The organism is Arthrobacter globiformis, from assembly GCF_030815865.1.
GTDB lineage: Bacteria > Actinomycetota > Actinomycetes > Actinomycetales > Micrococcaceae > Arthrobacter > Arthrobacter globiformis_B.
This window is the reverse complement of the sequence record NZ_JAUSXI010000001.1, coordinates 3919658-3935567: the sequence shown is the minus strand read 5'-3', so window position 1 is coordinate 3935567 and position 15910 is coordinate 3919658. Positions and strand designations below refer to the sequence as shown.

Annotated in this window: 17 protein-coding genes; 9 read left to right on the top strand and 8 right to left on the bottom strand. The window is 66.3% G+C overall.

Annotated elements, in window-relative coordinates:
• Positions 1-61: 61 nt before the first annotated feature.
• Together QFZ33_RS18255 and QFZ33_RS18250 are read right to left on the bottom strand one after the other, a co-directional pair.
• Entirely contained in the window at positions 62-952 is an 891-nt protein-coding gene (locus QFZ33_RS18255; protein ID WP_307029746.1) for a glutamate ABC transporter substrate-binding protein, read from the bottom strand.
• Positions 953-1042: 90 nt separating this feature from the next.
• Positions 1043-1798: an amino acid ABC transporter ATP-binding protein gene (locus QFZ33_RS18250; protein ID WP_214853778.1), complete on the bottom strand. Its 756-nt coding sequence runs from the start codon at positions 1796-1798 to the stop codon at positions 1043-1045.
• A gap of 105 nt (positions 1799-1903) precedes the next feature.
• Here QFZ33_RS18250 and QFZ33_RS18245 point away from each other — a divergent pair, with 105 nt between their 5' ends.
• The 4 genes from QFZ33_RS18245 (at position 1904) to QFZ33_RS18230 (ending at position 4927) form a co-directional block, all read left to right on the top strand.
• On the top strand, positions 1904-2689 hold the full coding sequence (locus tag QFZ33_RS18245; protein ID WP_307029743.1) for an LOG family protein: 786 nt from the start codon (positions 1904-1906) through the stop codon (positions 2687-2689).
• An 80-nt stretch (positions 2690-2769) separates the two neighbouring features.
• Entirely contained in the window at positions 2770-3186 is a 417-nt protein-coding gene (locus QFZ33_RS18240) for a DivIVA domain-containing protein (RefSeq protein WP_307029741.1), read from the top strand.
• Positions 3183-4502, top strand: coding sequence for a hypothetical protein (locus QFZ33_RS18235; protein WP_307029739.1), 1320 nt, complete (start codon positions 3183-3185; stop codon positions 4500-4502). Before QFZ33_RS18240 ends, QFZ33_RS18235 begins: the two co-directional genes overlap by 4 nt.
• Positions 4503-4759: 257 nt before the next feature.
• A complete protein-coding gene (locus QFZ33_RS18230; RefSeq protein WP_102973820.1) occupies positions 4760-4927 on the top strand; it encodes a DUF3117 domain-containing protein in 168 nt (55 codons plus the stop codon).
• 96 nt (positions 4928-5023) lie between these two features.
• Here QFZ33_RS18230 and QFZ33_RS18225 read toward each other — a convergent pair whose 3' ends face one another.
• Complete coding sequence (locus QFZ33_RS18225; protein ID WP_102973821.1) at positions 5024-5656, bottom strand: O-methyltransferase; 633 nt, start codon at positions 5654-5656, stop codon at positions 5024-5026.
• A 317-nt stretch (positions 5657-5973) separates the two neighbouring features.
• Here QFZ33_RS18225 and sigE point away from each other — a divergent pair, with 317 nt between their 5' ends.
• From sigE to QFZ33_RS18210, 3 genes are all read left to right on the top strand, one after another.
• On the top strand, positions 5974-6591 hold the full coding sequence (sigE, locus tag QFZ33_RS18220) for an RNA polymerase sigma factor SigE (RefSeq protein WP_307029738.1): 618 nt from the start codon (positions 5974-5976) through the stop codon (positions 6589-6591).
• 8 nt (positions 6592-6599) lie between these two features.
• Complete coding sequence (locus QFZ33_RS18215) at positions 6600-7532, top strand: anti-sigma factor (protein WP_307029736.1); 933 nt, start codon at positions 6600-6602, stop codon at positions 7530-7532.
• A 90-nt stretch (positions 7533-7622) separates the two neighbouring features.
• Positions 7623-8021, top strand: coding sequence for a twin-arginine translocase TatA/TatE family subunit (locus tag QFZ33_RS18210; RefSeq protein ID WP_307029734.1), 399 nt, complete (start codon positions 7623-7625; stop codon positions 8019-8021).
• Between the two features lie 61 nt (positions 8022-8082).
• On the opposite strand, the gene QFZ33_RS18205 is transcribed toward QFZ33_RS18210, so the two are convergent.
• From QFZ33_RS18205 to QFZ33_RS18195, 3 genes are read right to left on the bottom strand one after another with little or no spacing between them, the layout of a single operon-like run.
• Positions 8083-9210 carry an Mrp/NBP35 family ATP-binding protein gene (locus tag QFZ33_RS18205; protein WP_307029732.1) on the bottom strand — a complete coding sequence of 376 codons (1128 nt, stop codon included), beginning with the start codon at positions 9208-9210 and terminating at the stop codon, positions 8083-8085.
• Between the two features lie 10 nt (positions 9211-9220).
• Entirely contained in the window at positions 9221-9940 is a 720-nt protein-coding gene (locus QFZ33_RS18200) for a DUF1003 domain-containing protein (RefSeq protein ID WP_214853756.1), read from the bottom strand.
• A complete protein-coding gene (locus tag QFZ33_RS18195) occupies positions 9924-11207 on the bottom strand; it encodes a magnesium transporter MgtE N-terminal domain-containing protein (RefSeq protein ID WP_003805129.1) in 1284 nt (427 codons plus the stop codon). Before QFZ33_RS18195 ends, QFZ33_RS18200 begins: the two co-directional genes overlap by 17 nt.
• Positions 11208-11284: 77 nt before the next feature.
• Between QFZ33_RS18195 and QFZ33_RS18190 the strand changes: the two genes are divergently transcribed.
• Entirely contained in the window at positions 11285-12313 is a 1029-nt protein-coding gene (locus QFZ33_RS18190) for a general stress protein (protein WP_307029730.1), read from the top strand.
• A gap of 109 nt (positions 12314-12422) precedes the next feature.
• Here QFZ33_RS18190 and QFZ33_RS18185 read toward each other — a convergent pair whose 3' ends face one another.
• Entirely contained in the window at positions 12423-14012 is a 1590-nt protein-coding gene (locus QFZ33_RS18185) for an aminopeptidase P family protein (RefSeq protein WP_307029728.1), read from the bottom strand.
• A gap of 105 nt (positions 14013-14117) precedes the next feature.
• Between QFZ33_RS18185 and QFZ33_RS18180 the strand changes: the two genes are divergently transcribed.
• Entirely contained in the window at positions 14118-14963 is an 846-nt protein-coding gene (locus tag QFZ33_RS18180; protein ID WP_307029726.1) for a PHP domain-containing protein, read from the top strand.
• A 73-nt stretch (positions 14964-15036) separates the two neighbouring features.
• On the opposite strand, the gene QFZ33_RS18175 is transcribed toward QFZ33_RS18180, so the two are convergent.
• A complete protein-coding gene (locus QFZ33_RS18175) occupies positions 15037-15909 on the bottom strand; it encodes a DNA-methyltransferase (protein WP_307029724.1) in 873 nt (290 codons plus the stop codon).
• Position 15910 lies beyond the last annotated feature (1 nt).

The following is a 15910-nucleotide window of genomic DNA, read 5'->3' as shown; positions in this document are numbered from 1 at the left end:
GGAAGCGGCGGTTACCGGCAGGCTGTGGCATGCACAGCCGCCGGTAACCGCCACGATCGTCTTAGTAGCGGTCGATGGCCGGAAGCTCCGGTGCCGTCTTGATGACCGCGCCGGCCGTGTCTTCCCAGGCCTTCTTGTAGGAACCGTCCTTGGAGAAGCTTTCCAGCTGGTCGTTGACCCAGTTGCGGAACTCCGTGTCGCCCTTCTTCAGGCCGATGCCGTAGGGCTCCTTGGTGAAGGTCTCGTCGGATGCCAGCTTGAACGCGTCCGGTTCCTTGTTGACGAAGCCCGCTAGGATGACGTTGTCCGTGGTGACGGCTTCAACCTGCTTGTTGCGCAGCGGCTCGAGGCAGGCCGAGTAAGTGGCGGCCGGCACCAGGACTGCGCCGTACTTCTCCACGATGGTGGAGGCCGGGGTGGAGCCCGTCACGGAGCAGACGTTCTTGCCCTTGACGTCCTCGGGCTTGGTGATGGACGTGTTGTCCTTGTTCACCATCAGCGCCTGGCCGGCTTCGTAGTACGGGCCGGCGAAGTCGACTTCGGTCTTGCGCTTGTCGTTGATGGTGTAGGTGGCCACGATCAGGTCCACCTTGCCCTGCTTGATGAACTGCTCGCGGTTGGCGGAGACGGTCTCGACCCATTCAATCTTGTCTGCGGGGATGCCCAGCTTGGCGGCGAGCAGCTTGCCGATTTCGACGTCGAAACCGACAGGCTTGCCGTCCAGGCCCTTCTGGCCGAACAGCGGCTGGTCGAACTTGGTGCCGATGGTCACCTTGCCGGCCGAGGCGAGCTTTTCCATGGTTGTGCCTGCAGCGAAGCTGGGCTTCTCGACCGGCGTGGGGTTGGACCCGGTCCCGGTGCCGCCGCCGCCGCCGCAAGCGCTCAGTGTAAGAGCGATGGCCGCGGATGCTGCTGCCAGAAGGGATTTCCTTCGGGTCAAAAATGCCTTCATGACATTCCTTTCATTGGGCGGCCGCCGGTGACGGCCTGGGTGCGAATTCGGGTGGTCTTGAAATGTTGGTGGGGACTGCTGGATCGGTTGTCAGTGCGTGAGCAGCTTGGACAGAAAGTCTTTGGCGCGGCTGCTCTTGGGCTTGGTGAAGAACTCTTCGGGTGTGTCGTCCTCGACGATCTGGCCGTCGGCCATAAAGACCACGCGGTCGGCGGCCTTGCGGGCGAACCCCATCTCGTGGGTTACCACGATCATGGTCATGCCCTCCTTGGCCAGCTGGATCATGACGTCCAGGACCTCGTTGATCATCTCGGGGTCGAGCGCAGAAGTTGGCTCGTCGAACAGCATGACCTTGGGCTTCATGGCGAGGGCACGTGCGATGGCCACGCGCTGCTGCTGGCCGCCGGAGAGCTGAGCCGGGAGCTTGGGCGCCTGGTGGCCCACGCCCACGCGCTCGAGCAGGGCCATGGCCTCCTTGTCCGCCTCTGCCTTGGAGACGCCCTTGACCTTGATGGGGCCAAGCGTCACGTTCTCCAGGATGGTCTTGTGCGCGAACAGGTTGAACGACTGGAACACCATGCCGACGTCGGCGCGCAGCCGGGCGAGCTCCTTGCCCTCCTCGGGCAGCCGCTTGCCGTCAATGGCGATGTCGCCGTCGTCAATGGTTTCCAGCCGGTTGATCGCCCGGCACAGTGTGGACTTCCCCGAACCTGACGGGCCGATGACCACAACCACCTCGCCCTTGCGGACCTGGAGGTTGATGTCCTTCAGAACGTGCAGCTGACCGTAATGCTTGTTGACGGCATTCAGAGAGACGAGTGCATCGCCGGGCAGTTGAGTAGTCATAAGTAAGAATCTAGCGAACATTGCACCGTTATGACCGGAATCACCCCAATTCCCGCTGATCGTAATTCAAGAGATACCTGCAGGTCAGCAGGTTAGCCTTGGGGGATGAGCATCAACGCAGACCCGTCGAAATCAGTACAGCCCCGCCGGAAAGGGCCCCTAGAGCTGCGCCGTAAACAGGCTGCGGTGGAGATGTCGGATCAGCGACTGCTCGACACCAAGGGACCCGGACATTTCATCCACACCGATCCGTGGCGGGTCATGCGGATCCAGAGCGAGTTCGTGGAAGGCTTCGGTGCACTCTCTGACCTGGGCCAGGCGGTCAGCGTATTCGGCTCGGCGCGCACCAAACCCGGAAGTGCGTTCTACGAGATGGGCGTCGAGGTGGGACGCAAACTGGCCGAAGCCGGCGTGGCTGTCATTACCGGTGGTGGACCGGGCTCGATGGAAGCAGCGAACAGGGGCGCCGTAGAAGGCAACGGCGTCTCCGTCGGCTTGGGCATCGAGCTGCCGTTCGAGCAGGGCCTGAACCAGTGGGTGGACCTCGGCATCAACTTTCGCTACTTCTTCGCGCGGAAGACCATGTTCGTGAAGTACGCCCAGGGTTTTATCGTCCTTCCCGGCGGGCTCGGCACCCTTGATGAGCTCTTCGAGGCCATGGTTCTCGTTCAGACACAGAAGGTGACATCGTTCCCGATCGTCCTGCTGGGCGCGGCGTTCTGGGGGCCGATGATCGATTGGATCAAGGGGACCTTGGTGGCTGAGGGGATGGTCTACGAGAAGGACCTGGACCTCATCCAGGTGGTGGACAGTCCGGAGGAAGCTGTGAACCTGGTCCTCCATGGCCATGTCCGGGCGCCGTCCTCCGACGAGGACCAGCGCCCCGAGTAGCAGCTGCCCGGGGCACGCGGCCTGGGCAGCAGCTGCCGGACTAGGCAGCAGGCGGGGCTGCATCTGGCACGATTGGGGGTGTGAGCTTCTTCCTCGTTTTCCTCGCCATCGTCCTGATTGGAGCCACCGTCCTCATCGGGACCGACCTCGGGGCGGGCATGCTGCGGAGGAAACGCGCCCGCGCGCCTCTCGCCAGAGACGGCTTCAACGACGGGTTCGATGAACCCGTCGCGTCCCTGCCACCCGTACTGCTCCCCGACGACGCAAAACCGGCCGACGTCGACCATGTCCGGTTTGCGCTGGGGCTGCGGGGTTACCGGATGGACCAGGTGGACCAGGTGCTGGACGACCTGCGGGACCAGCTGGCTGCCAGGAACGCCGAAATAGAAAGCCTCCGGCAGCAGTTGAGCGCCCGTGCCGAACCATTGGCCGCTGGGGAACAGCCGGCCGCCCAATTGGTCCGGGCCGAACAGCCGTCCGCCGAGGACCGGACGTGAGCTCCCCAATGCCGCCTCCGGGCCCGTTGCCGCCGGCAACAGCCGAACCCCCGTCGTCCGATCACGGGACGCGGCTGGACACGGTGTTCCGGACCGCCGCGGCACGGCTGGGTGGCCGTCTGGTCCGCTGGCCGTGGTGGGCCCAGGTGGCTGCGGTGTACGTGGCCGCCCGGTTGGTCAGCGCCTGCATCTTCATGTCGGCCGCCCTGCATCAGGGATTCAACCCCTGGTTCCCGGGCAAGCCCGACTACTGGAACTTCATCAACATCTGGGACGCGCGGTGGTACGAGTCCGTCATGACGGGAGGGTACCCGAACGAACTGCCGGTGGATGCGGCCGGAAACGTGCAGGAGAACACCTGGGCTTTCTACCCTCTGTTTCCCACGCTGGGGCGGATGCTCTCCGCTGCCACCGGCCTCAGCCCCGCGGCCGCCCTCATCCTGATCGCGATGCTCGCCGGACTGGCGGCCTCGCTGGTGGTCTACGTGCTGTTCCGCACGAGGGCAGCCCACTGGCCGGCGATGTGGGGTGCCGCGTTCTTCTCCACCTTCCCCGTTTCGCCGGTGCTCCAGGTGCCGTACGCGGAATCCCTGAACCTCCTGCTGCTGTCCGCTGCGCTGCTACTGGTTGTCCGGCGGCGGTACCTGTGGGCCATTCCCGTGGTTCTGGCCATGTGCCTTTCCCGGCCCACGGGTGTTCCGTTCGCTGCGACCATCGGCATCCTGTTCCTGTACCGCGCCGGTGAGGCATGGCTCGGGGCGCGGAACCACGGACTGGCCGCCAACGGGCGCCGCATCCACCGCCGGAACGAACTGTGGTCCCTCGCCGGGCTGACCGCCGTCAGCGGTGCAGGCGCCCTCGCCTGGCCCGCCATCGCGTGGGCTGCCACCGGCGACATCGCTGCGTACACGAAGACCGAGACCGTCTGGCGCGGACACGACCTGGTGCCCTTCAAACCTTGGTTCGACACCGGCGTCCTGCTGTTCGGGCCGGTGCTGGGACTCGTGGCACCGTTCGTCGTCGTGGCGGTGTTCGGGCTCTTTATGGCCTCGCCGCCTGTCCGCCGGCTGGGAACAGAACTCCGGCTGTGGTGTGTGTGCTACATGGGGTACCTCGTGGTGTTCCTGCATCCACAGACCAGCACCTTCCGCATGTTGCTGCCACTGTTTCCGCTTGCCCTGGCTGCCGCACTCGTTTCCCGGTCGCGGGCCTACCGTGGTGCGGTGATCACGATGTTTGTCCTGCTGCAGATCGTGTGGGTGGTGTGGCTCTGGGCGTGGGCGCAGCTGCCGGGCGGAGGGGACTATCCGCCGTGACGGGCCGGAGGTTCCCAAATAGGTTTGCCCAGATCAGCCCGCAGAAGGGCGCAGGAATCCGCACGTGAACGGATTGTCCATCGATTAGCTACAGACGGGTAATTACAGGATAATAGCTAATAAGCAAGGACAAAAAGCATTCGCACTGTTCAGCCATGGCGGCTGCCGAAGGGCCGCCAGAGCGGCATTGTTTTGACCACGCGGACTCAGCCCGGCCGGGCTGCTCGGTCCTGGGACTACTGGAGGGGATATTCCTCATGGCGGCTATGAAACCACGCACCGGCGACGGCCCTATGGAAGTAACCAAGGAGGGCCGCAGCCTTATCATGCGTGTGCCGCTCGAAGGCGGGGGCCGGCTCGTGGTTGAACTTAACGCCGCAGAGGCGGCCAACCTCAAGGACTGCCTCGTCGGCGTCACCGAATAAGAGTAAAGGCAGGGCCCGCAGCCGAAAGGCTGCGGGCCCTGCCTTTTTCGTCTTCCTGGCCTGCCTGGGCCGGCCGGACTACTCTTACCGGCCAGCCTATTTCTTGACCGCTACCAGCAGCCCGTCACCGGTGGGGAGCATGGCGGAAGCCAGCCGGTCGTCGTCGCGCACGGCCCTGCCCACCTGGCGCAGCACAACGGTGGTTGCGTCGCGGGCCGCAGGGTTGGACACCCGGTCCTTGTCCAAGGCGTCATTGACGATCAGCAGCCCGCCGGTCTTGAGCAGGCGTACGGCCTGCTCCACGTAGCGGGGAAAGTTGGGCTTGTCGCCGTCGATGAAGACGAGGTCATAGGCGGCGTCGGTGAGCCTCGGCAGGACATCACCGGCGCGGCCGGAAATGGTGCGCGTGCGGTTGGCCGGGCTGCCTGACTCCTGGAACGCTTCCCGGGCGGCCTTCAGGTGCTCGACGTCCACGTCAATGGTGGTGAGCACGGCCTGCGGACCGAGGCCGCGGAGCAGGCAGACGCCCGAGACGCCGGCGCCGGTACCGATCTCGACGGCGGTCTGCGCCTTGGATGCCGCTGCCAGCACAGTCAGCACGGCACCAACGCCACGGCCGATGGGTGTCACGCCAAGCTCGAACGAACGCTCCCGGGCGCGCAGCAGGACCTCATCCTCCGCAGGCAGATCTTCTGCATAGGACCAGCTCGTGGACTTATCGGCGCTCATGGATTTCGCTTTCTGGGCGGCAGGGGGCATGTTATTACAGCGTACTTGGTTGGACGGCGCCCGACGGGCAAGTGACAGCGGGCACGCCTGTGATGGCGGATACTGTTCTGCTGCCCGGCGGAGGGTGAAGAAAATTTACGAATGCTGGCACCAAACGCGGGCCAAAAGTTGCGCCTTTAGCAAAGAGGGGCCCCGCAGTCAGGAAATTCCCAGCCAACTTTGACATGATAATAATCCGCTCATCCAAGTGGTGATCGGCGCCGAATCAATGATGTAAAGCACGTCAGGCGTTATTACATCCACGAGGGGAGTGGACGATGTCAGCATCCGTTGCGGCACCTGTCCCTGCAACTGAAGAGCAAGCTGCCGAGTGGGCCATGCCCACGTGGGAAGAAGTGGTCACCAACCACTCTGCCAAGGTGTACAGGCTCGCCTATCGGCTTACCGGTAACAAGTACGACGCCGAGGACCTCACCCAGGAGGTGTTCGTCCGCGTCTTCCGCTCCCTGGAGAACTTCAAGCCGGGGACCCTGGACGGTTGGCTGCACCGGATCACCACAAACCTCTTCCTGGACCAGGCGCGGCGCAAGAGCCGGATCCGGTTTGACGCGCTGGCCGAGGATGCCGAATCACGGCTGCCCGGCCGTGAACCCGGCCCCGAGCAAAGCTTCGAACTCAACAACCTGGATCTCGACGTCCAGGCCGCCCTCGAGGAACTCCCGCCGGACTTCCGTGCCGCCGTCGTCCTGTGTGACCTTGAGGGACTGTCGTACGACGAAGTCGCCGTGGCCCTGGGCGTGAAGCTGGGCACGGTGCGTTCACGCATCCACCGCGGCCGGACCATGCTCCGCGAAAAGCTTGCCCACCGGGATCCGCGGCCGCAGCAGGCGCGCAAGCCGCGGCTGAAGATGCCCCGCATCGCCGGCGTTCTCTGATCGGCAACATGCGTCGGTTACATCGCTTGCTGGAGGGGCTCAGACAGAACAGACGGTTTCCGCCGCTTGCCGGCGGTCGGCACCCGCAGACAACGGACCACATCCGTGCGTGCGCCGAATGCGCCAGCGCGCTGCACCGGCAGCGCCAGTACATTGAGCGGCTCCGTACGGCCGCAGTCCCGGCCGCCAGTGATGAACTGACAGCGCGGCTCCTGCTCCGCACCCAGCAATTGGCCATGGCGCCGGCCCCCATGGCCCGGCCCAGCCGGATGAGGCTGGCGGGGCTGGCCGGCGGGGTGGCTGTGGTGGCGGCAGGGGCCGTCGCCGCCGGAGCCTACACGGTTGCCGGTGAACCCAGGCAGTACGCCGCGGGCACGGCCTCGCTCTATGGCCAGTCCGGGCATTCCCCGGGAACAGACAGCCGCCTCGCAGCGCTGCGGTCCTCCGGCTGGACATGCCCTGAACTGCGTGCCATGGGTCTCCGCCTGGTATCTGCCAGCACGACGGTGCTGGCGGGCCGGCCCACAGTGGAGCTGCGCCTCACCGACGGGCAGCATACGGCGAGGATTCTGGAACAGCACCAGGGGTCGCCGGCTGCGCCGTCTCCGGTCAACCCGCTGACAGGCCACCCGGCGGGAAGCGACGGCTACGTTGCCGCTAACCTGCCGGGAGCGACGGCGGACGGCCGGGTCTGGGTCAAGGCGGGGCCGCCGTGGAGCGCGATCTACCAGACACCACGGAGCACCTTCACCTACGTGTCGGACCTGCCCGCCACCTCGGCCGACGACGCTTTGGCGATGCTCGCAGCGCCAGGAAGCGTTGCCGGTCCGGGTCTGGACGCCGGGACCGGTACGGCCGGCGGCAGCACCGCAGCGGAGGAGACTGTCCTCGACCGGGTGGAACGCGGCCTCCTTAAGATAGTCCGCCAGTTGGGGCTTTAAGACGCTTCCCCGTCCCTGCTGCATGCTCTCAGGGGGCACGGGCCGGGTCGAAATCGTCACTGCCTCCCCGGAAAGGGTAATCTTCCTAAAGTGTTTGGAATCAACGGCCCGGAGTTTATCCTTCTGCTGCTCATCGGCATTCTGGTGATCGGCCCCCAGCGGCTGCCCGAATACACCCAGAAACTGGCAAACCTGGTCCGCGAAGTGCGTCGGATGGCCTCCGGTGCGCGGGAGCAGATCAAGGAAGAAGTCGGCATCGACATCGATGACGTCGACTGGAAGAAGTATGACCCGCGCCAGTACGACCCGCGGCGCATCATCAAGGAAGCGCTCCTCGAAGACGACACCAAGCCGGTCAGCGCCGGCGGTCCGGCGGCAGTAGCCGCTGCGGCATCAGCCGCCGCTTCGTCCAGCGAGGAGCGGCCGGCGCGCATCATCGAAAGCCTTGGCGTGGGCGAGCGGGCCCCCTTCGATTCCGAGGCAACGTAGCGGGGTTTGGACAGGCTCAACCAGCGGGGTTTCGACAGGCTCAATAAGCGGGCCTAATCAATCAGCGGGGCTGGACGTCCAGCTTCATCCCGGCCAGTCCCCGCGGCCTGGCCGCGAGCTTCCCTGCTATGCCGGACAGCGCCACTGCTGCAGGCGTGTCCGGGCCGCCCAGGACGATGGGCTTGCCCGAGTCGCCGCCTTCCCGCAGGAGTATATCCAGCGGAATCTGGCCCAGCAGCGGCACGTCCGTGCCCGTCGACGCGCTGAGCCTCTCGGCGAGCACCTCCCCGCCGCCGGTGCCAAACAGGTCCATCCGGCCGCCGTCGGGCATTTCCAGGAACGACATGTTCTCGATGACCCCGGCCACCGTCTGCCCGGTTTGGGTGGCGATGGCACCGGCACGTTCTGCCACGTCGGCTGCGGCGGCCTGGGGAGTGGTGACCACCAGGATTTCGGCCTTGGGCAGCAGCTGCGCCACCGAGATGGCGATGTCACCGGTGCCCGGCGGGAGGTCCAGGAACAGCGCATCAAGGTCGCCGAAGTAGACATCGGTGAGGAATTGCTCGAGGGCCCGGTGCAGCATGGGTCCGCGCCAGGCCACGGGCTGGTTGCCGGTGACGAACATGCCGATGGAAATGACCTTCACGCCGTAGGCCACCGGCGGGAGGATCATGTCGTCCACGCGGGTGGGGGCCTGGGTGATCCCCATGAGGGCCGGCACCGAGAAGCCGTACACGTCCGCGTCCACGATACCCACGCGCAGCCCCTGTGCAGCGAGGGAACAGGCGAGGTTGACCGTCACCGAGGACTTGCCCACTCCGCCCTTGCCGCTGGCCACCGCGAAAACCTTGGTGAGGGATCCCGGCTGGTTGAACGGGATGCCGCGCTCACCGCCGGGGCCGCGGAGCTGCTCCTTCAGTGCGTCGCGCTGCGCCTGGGTCATGACCTTGAGATCGACCTCGACGGCGGCCACACCTGGCACGTCCAGCAGTGCTGCCTCGGAGTCCCTGGTGATGGTGTCGCGCAGGGGGCAGCCGGCAATGGTGAGCAGCACCGCAAGGCGGACGGTCCCGTTGTCGGAGATCTCCACGGAATCAACCATGCCCAGTTCGGTGATGGGGCGCCGGAGTTCCGGATCGATGACGGTTGCCAGGGCAGCGTTGACTGCCTGAAGGAGGGTGGTGCTCATGCCGTGGTGCTCAGCTTTCGGGAGAGGTGGGTCGGTGGGCTGCCCGGCCCTGCCGCGTTTTTTCGGACTTGACCTTGGGGATCTGCTGCGTGCGGGGATTGCGTTGCTTCTCCCGCTTCTCCTTCAGCTTTTCCCGGACCAGTTCGCGCGGCGATTCATGGCTTCCGGGGCCGGAAGGTTCGTGCGTGCGGAGCTCCTCCTGGGCCTCGAGCAGGTCCTCCAGGAGGCTGCGCAGTTCCGCCCGGACGTAGTCGCGGGTGGCCACTTCACGCAGCGCGATCCGCAGCGAGGCCAGTTCCCGCGTGAGGTATTCGGTGTCCGACAGGTTCCGCTCCGCCCGCTGGCGGTCCTGCTGCAGCGACACGCGGTCGCGGTCGTCCTGCCGGTTCTGCGCGAGGAGCAGCAGCGGCGCCGCGTAGGAGGCCTGCAGGGACAGCATCAGCGTCAGGAGCGTAAACCCGAGCTCAACCTTGTCGAACTGCCAAGCCGTGGGCGCGAAGGTATTCCAGGCCAGCCAGAATACACAGAACACGGTCATGTAGAGCAGGAACTGCGGCGTGCCCATGAAGCGGGCGAAGCCCTCCGTCGCGTGGCCGAACGCATCAGGGTTCGGCGAGAACTTGGGGAGCATGCGCTGGCGGCCGCTCAGCGGCGTGTCCAGGCTTCCCTGGGCTGCCGGCTTTCCGCTCGGTCGCGTTGCCTTTGCCGTGTTTTCAGCCAATGCGGCCACCAAGCTTCCTAACCGGGGCCTCGCCGTCGTTTGCCCGCCAGTCATCGGGCAGCAGATGGTCCAGGACGTCGTCCACTGTCACTGCGCCAACCAGCCGGCCTGCCTGGTTGACCACCGGCAGGGAGTTCAGGTTGTACGTGGCGAGGGTGCGCGCGACTTCGCTGATGTGGGCCAGGTCCGAGAGCGGCTCCAGGTTCTTGTCCACGAGGTTGCCCAGCGACTCGAAGGGCGGGAAGCGCAGCAGCTGCTGGATGTGCACCACGCCGAGGAACCGGCCGGTGGGGGTTTCCAGCGGAGGACGGGCGATGAAGATGGACGAGGCGAGGGCAGGGGAGAGTTCCTCGCGCCGGACGTGGGCGAGGGCCTCCGCCACCGTGGCTTCGGGCGGCAGGATGACGGGGACAGGGGTCATGAGGCCGCCGGCGGTGTCCTCGTCGTATTCGAGGAGGCGCCGGACGTCCTCTGCGCCTTCGGGCTCCATCAGCTGAAGGAGTTCCTCCGCCTGGGCGGACGGGAGCTCGCCGAGGAGGTCGGCGGCATCATCGGGGTCCATCTCCTCCAGGACGTCAGCGGCACGCTGGACGTCGAGGGCGGAGAGGATTTCCACCTGGTCGTCCTCTGGCAGCTCCTGCAGAACGTCCGCGAGCCGCTCGTCCTGCAGTTCGCTTGCTACCTCGAAGCGCCGCTTGTCGCTCATCTCCTGCAGCGCCTCGGCGAAGTCCGCGGGCTTGAGGTCCTCGTGGTTGGCCACGAACTGCGTGGCGGCCTGCGGTTCTGTTTTGGCTCCCTGGTGCGCGTCGGCCCAGTCGATGATCATGGTCTCGTTGCGGCGCAGCCTGCTCAGGGGCGCCAGGGAATGTCCGCGCCGGACGAACAGCTTGCTCACGAACCAGTCGCCCGAGCGGTGCTGGTCCATGGCGATGTCCTCGATGGTGGCATCGCCGCTGCCATCCGTCAGGGTGACCCGGCGGTCGAACATTTCGGCCACCACCAGGGTTTCGGCGCCGCGCTGTTCGAAGCGCCGGAGGTTGACCAGCCCGGTGCAGATGACCTGCGTCTGGTCGATGGAGGTGATGCGGGTCATGGGGACGAAGACGCGCTTCTTGCCGGGAACTTCGACGACGATGCCCACCACGTGCGGGGCGCCCCGGGTTCCGCGGGAGAGCACGACGACGTCACGCAGCCGCCCCAGACGGTCGCCCAACGGGTCGAAGACGTCCAGTCCCAAGAGGCGCGCGACAAAGACGCGGGTAGGATTCGTGCTCACCTCTACAGGCTACCGAGTCTGCTCTCTTTTAGCTGAATTTTCAGCTTTCACCCATCCTTATGGGCAAGAATGGGGTTATGGCTAACATATTTGGTGCTCCGAAGGCTGCGTCCAACGGCTCGGACGAGTCGAAGACTGTCCCCACGGGGGACACGGTCGGCTCGTATACCTCTTACCTGGACGCCCAAAAGGCCGTGGACTACCTCGCCGACCAGCAGTTCCCGGTGCACCTGGTGTCCATCGTGGGGAACGACCTCAAGATGGTGGAGCGGGTGACGGGCCGCCTCAGCTACCCGCGCGTTGCGCTCTCCGGTGCCTTGAGCGGCATGTGGTTTGGCCTCTTCGTCGGCGTCATGCTGTCCTTCTTCACGCCTGCCGGCGGGACGTTTTCCATCATCAGCTCGGTGCTGATGGGTGCGGCGTTCTTCATGCTGTTCGGGATCGTCACCTATGCCATGCAGCGCGGCAAGCGTGACTTCACGTCCACCAGCCAGGTGGTTGCCACCAATTACGACGTCGTCGTGGCCTTCGAGGCGGCCCAGGAGGCGCGCCGGCTGCTCCAGCAGCTCCCGATGACGCCGTCCGACACCACCCAGGGTGCGCGCCCGGCGTCGTCCACCCAGCACGACTACCAGAACCAGCACGACTACCAGAACCAGCACGACCACCAGAACCAGCACGACCACCAGAACCAGCACGACCACCAGAACCAGCCCTACCAGCAGCCGGGCCGGCACCAGGGACCGCCGCAGGGCCCGTCCCACGGCCAGGCGCCGCAGCGGCCGGCGGGCTGGAACGACCCCTACGGCCAGCGGGCCCAGGATGCCCAGGGGAATGACGCCCAGGGCTCCCAGACTCCCCAGGCGCAGGGCGAATCGGGTCCGGGCGCACCGGTTCCGGATGCACCCCAGTATGGGGCCGTCGAGGGCCAGCCCGGCCAGCCCGGCCGGGCCCCGGAAGCTGCCGATACCCCGGACGCGCAGCGCGCTGGCCAGCGCCCGGCGGCTGTTCGCTACCCCGATCTGCCTGATGGCCGCCCGCAGTACGGCGTGCGCGTGAACGACGCCAACCAGCCGGCGCACAGCAAGGACGAGCCCCAGCGTTAGCGCCGGGCGAGCCCGACAGGTGAGACCGAAAAGGGATGGGCGTCGGAGAAATCCGGTGCCCATCCCTTTTTGCTCGTAGAGGCTGGCCGGCCGCAAGAGCCGGCGCCGGTTAACCCTTGGCGTCGATCTCCTGGTAGATGCCTGCCATCCAGGACTCGACGTCGTCCGCGGTGCGGGGGAGCGCCGCGCTGAGGTTCACGGGGCCCTCGGCCGTCATCAGGATGTCGTCCTCGATGCGCACGCCAATGCCGCGGTACTCTTCGGGAATGGCGAGGTCTTCCTGCTTGAAGTACAGGCCCGGTTCGATGGTGAAGACCATACCCTCCCGCAGCACGCCGTCCAGGTAGAGTTCCCGCTTGGCCTGGGCGCAGTCGTGGACGTCGAGGCCGAGGTGGTGGCTGGTGCCGTGCGGCATCCAGCGCCGGTGCTGCTGGCCGTCCTCGCTAAGGGCCTCCTCGACGGAGACCGGGAGCAGGCCCCATTCCGCAAGGCGCTCCGCGAGGACAGTGGTGGCGGCGGTGTGGATGTCGCGGAACTTCACGCCGATCCGGGCGGCCGCGAAGCCGGCGTCGGCCGCGTCCAGGACCGCTTCGTAGACCTTGCGCTGCACGTCGGAGAACTTGCCGTTGGCCGGCAGCGTGCGGGTGATGTCCGCCGTGTAGAGCGAATCGGCCTCCACGCCGGCGTCCAGCAGGAGGAGCTCCCCGGCGTTGACCTTGCCGGTGTTGCGGGTCCAGTGGAGCACGGTGGCGTTGTTGCCGGAGGCGGCGATGGTGTCGTAGCCGAGTTCGTTGCCTTCCTCGCGGGCGCGGGCGAAGAAGGCTCCTTCCACCACGCGTTCGCCGCGGAAATGCGTCAGGGCGCGGGGCAGGGCCTTGACCACTTCCGTGAAGCCTTCCACAGTCGCGGCCACGGCGATCTGCATCTGCCCGATTTCCCACTCGTCCTTGGTCAGGCGCAGCTCGGAGAGTGCTTCGGACAGCTTCTCGTCGAGGGCGTCCAGCACGCCCAGGTCCAGGTTGTCCGGGTCCTTGGCGGTGTTGTAGCGGGCGGTGTCCACGAGCGCGTCGATGTTTTCGTCCACCTTGCGCACCAGCCGGATGGAGATGCCGCCGATTTCAGGGGCGCCGACGTTCTTGGTGACGGCCATCTCGAGTTCGTCGATGTGGGCGGTGGGGATTCCCAGCCGGGCCTCAAATTCGGCCAGCGTGGGCCGCGCCCCGATCCAGAACTCACCCGACCGCGCGTCGGCGTAGAACTGTTCGGTGTCCCGCCCGGCCAGCGGCCGGAAGTAGAGCGTGGCGCGGTGGCTGCCGCCGTCGTCGCCCTTGCCCTGCTCGACAGGTTCGAAGATGAGCACGGCGTCGGGCTCATGGTCCAGCCCGAGGCCGGTGAGGTGGGCGAAGCCGGAGTGCGGCCGGAAACGGTAGTCGCAGTCGTTGGACCGGACCTTCAGGGGCCCGGCCGGAAGCACCAGACGTTCACCCTTGAACTGGTCGGAGATGGCCCGGCGCCTCCTCGCGGCGTGGCTGGCGACGGCGTCCCGTTCAGGGGTCACCTGCGGCGCGGCCGCCCAGTTGCTGGCCATGAAGGCCTTGAAAGCCGCGGAACTGGGCCGCTGGGAGCGGTTGTTGACGCGCTCTTCCAAGGGCTGGGAAGCTGTGTTTTCACCGTTGTGGGTGTTGTCTGCATCGTTCACCGTCCAATAGTCTCACCAGCCGAGCGGCTTAGGCCAACACCGGCGCGGGAGGGAGAATCACGCCGATCCAGGCCACAGGGGCGCGCCATCTACTAGGCTGGGCTGGTGAGGATAGATCTGCACGCCCACTCGAATATTTCCGACGGCACGGAGACACCGGCGGAGGTCATGGCGGCCGCGGCGGCGGCAGGGCTGAATGTCATTGCGCTGACGGATCATGACTCCACGGATGGTTGGGGGGAAGCGTCCCGGGCGGCGATTGACAACGGCGTGGCACTGGTGCCCGGCATGGAGATTTCCTGCCGGACGGAGCGCGGGATCAGCGTCCACCTCCTGAGCTACCTGCACGACCCCACGCACCCGGGGCTGCTGGAGGAAATCACGAAGGCCAGGGAGGCCCGCCTGACCCGCGCCGAACGCATGGTCACGCTGCTCGCCGAGGATTACCCGCTGAGCTGGGACGACGTGATCCACCATGTGGCGCCAGGGGCCACGCTGGGACGGCCGCACATCGCCGACGCCCTGGTGGCGGCGGGAGTGGTAGCGGACCGTTCCGAGGCCTTCACCTCGATCCTTACTTCCCATTCGCGCTATTTCGTGCAGCACTACGCGCCGGCGCCGGCCCTCGCCGTCGAACTGGTCTGCGCCGCCGGCGGCGTTCCCGTCTTTGCCCACCCCGTCGCCTCCGCACGGGGGCGGGTGGTGGGCGAAAGCACGTACCACGAAATGATCGACGCCGGCCTGGCCGGCCTGGAGGTCAACCACCGGGACAACCCGGAGGAGGGCCGGGAATTCCTGCGGAAGCTGGCCGCCCAGCACGGGCTGGTGGTGACCGGGTCCTCGGACTATCACGGCCTGGGCAAGCCGAACCGGCTGGGCGAGAACCTGACCGCCCCGGACGTCCTCGACCGGATCGAGGAGCTGGCCACGGGCACCGCCGTCGTCCGCTAACCCAACTAAGTAGCACTTCAGGGCGCTCCCAGCGCTGGGAACGCCCTGTGCTGCGACCTACTTGGGCGGGCACCTACACGGGCGGGTAGGAGGCGATCTCGGCGTGCACCCCGAGCCGCTTGGCCATGACGTCGATGGCCGGCTGGTTCTGGTCCACGCAGACGAACCTGCGCCCCATCTTGGCCGCAACGGCGCCGAGTGTGCCGGAACCGGCGAAGAAGTCGAGGCACCAGTCACCCGGGCGGCTGGACGCGGCCACCACGCGGCGCACCAGGCCCTCGGGTTTCTGCGTGGGGTACCCGGTCTTTTCCTTGCCCGTGGGGGAGACGATGGTGTGCCACCAGACGTCCGTGGGCAGCTTGCCCAGCTCACGCTTGGCCGGAGTCACGAGCCCCGGGGCCATGTAGGGCTCCCGGTCCACCTCGGCGCTGTTGAAGTGGTACTTGGCCGGGTTTTTGACGTAGACGAGGATGTTGTCGTGTTTGGTGGGCCAGCGGTTTTTGGCGCGTGCACCGTAGTCGTAGGCCCAGATGATCTCGTTCAGGAAGGATTCACGGCCAAAGATGGCGTCAAGCATCACCTTGGCGTAGTGCACCTCGCGGTAGTCAAGGTGCAGGTACAGGGTTCCGTCGTCGGCCAGGAGCCGCCATGCCTCCACCAGACGCGGCTCGAGGAAGGACCAGTAGTCGCTGAAAGCGTCGTCGTAGCGGTGCAGGGCGCCCTTGATCGTGTCGTAGGAGCGGCCCTTGAAGCCCACCCGGTCGCCGTCGCCGTCGGCGTTGAGCACCATCCTTGTTTCCTGGCGCTGCTGGGCCCGGCCGGTGTTGAAGGGCGGGTCCACGTAAATGAGTGTGAAGGCGCCGTCCGGCAGCGTGGGGAGGAAGTCCGCGTTATCCGCGTGCACCACCAGGTTGCTGCCGTCCGGCGCCCAGACAGTTTCAGTCATT

What these genes read in the sequence shown, in the direction of transcription:
- QFZ33_RS18255 (WP_307029746.1), bottom strand. Translation starts at nt 952, where the DNA reads ATGAAGGCATTTTTGACCCGAAGGAAATCCCTTCTGGCAGCAGCATCC.
- QFZ33_RS18250 (WP_214853778.1), bottom strand. Translation starts at nt 1,798, where the DNA reads ATGACTACTCAACTGCCCGGCGATGCACTCGTCTCTCTGAATGCCGTC.
- QFZ33_RS18245 (WP_307029743.1), top strand. Translation starts at nt 1,904, where the DNA reads ATGAGCATCAACGCAGACCCGTCGAAATCAGTACAGCCCCGCCGGAAA.
- QFZ33_RS18230 (WP_102973820.1), top strand. Translation starts at nt 4,760, where the DNA reads ATGGCGGCTATGAAACCACGCACCGGCGACGGCCCTATGGAAGTAACC.
- QFZ33_RS18225 (WP_102973821.1), bottom strand. Translation starts at nt 5,656, where the DNA reads ATGAGCGCCGATAAGTCCACGAGCTGGTCCTATGCAGAAGATCTGCCT.
- sigE (WP_307029738.1), top strand. Translation starts at nt 5,974, where the DNA reads ATGTCAGCATCCGTTGCGGCACCTGTCCCTGCAACTGAAGAGCAAGCT.
- QFZ33_RS18215 (WP_307029736.1), top strand. Translation starts at nt 6,600, where the DNA reads ATGCGTCGGTTACATCGCTTGCTGGAGGGGCTCAGACAGAACAGACGG.
- QFZ33_RS18205 (WP_307029732.1), bottom strand. Translation starts at nt 9,210, where the DNA reads ATGAGCACCACCCTCCTTCAGGCAGTCAACGCTGCCCTGGCAACCGTC.
- QFZ33_RS18190 (WP_307029730.1), top strand. Translation starts at nt 11,285, where the DNA reads ATGGCTAACATATTTGGTGCTCCGAAGGCTGCGTCCAACGGCTCGGAC.
- QFZ33_RS18175 (WP_307029724.1), bottom strand. Translation starts at nt 15,909, where the DNA reads ATGACTGAAACTGTCTGGGCGCCGGACGGCAGCAACCTGGTGGTGCAC.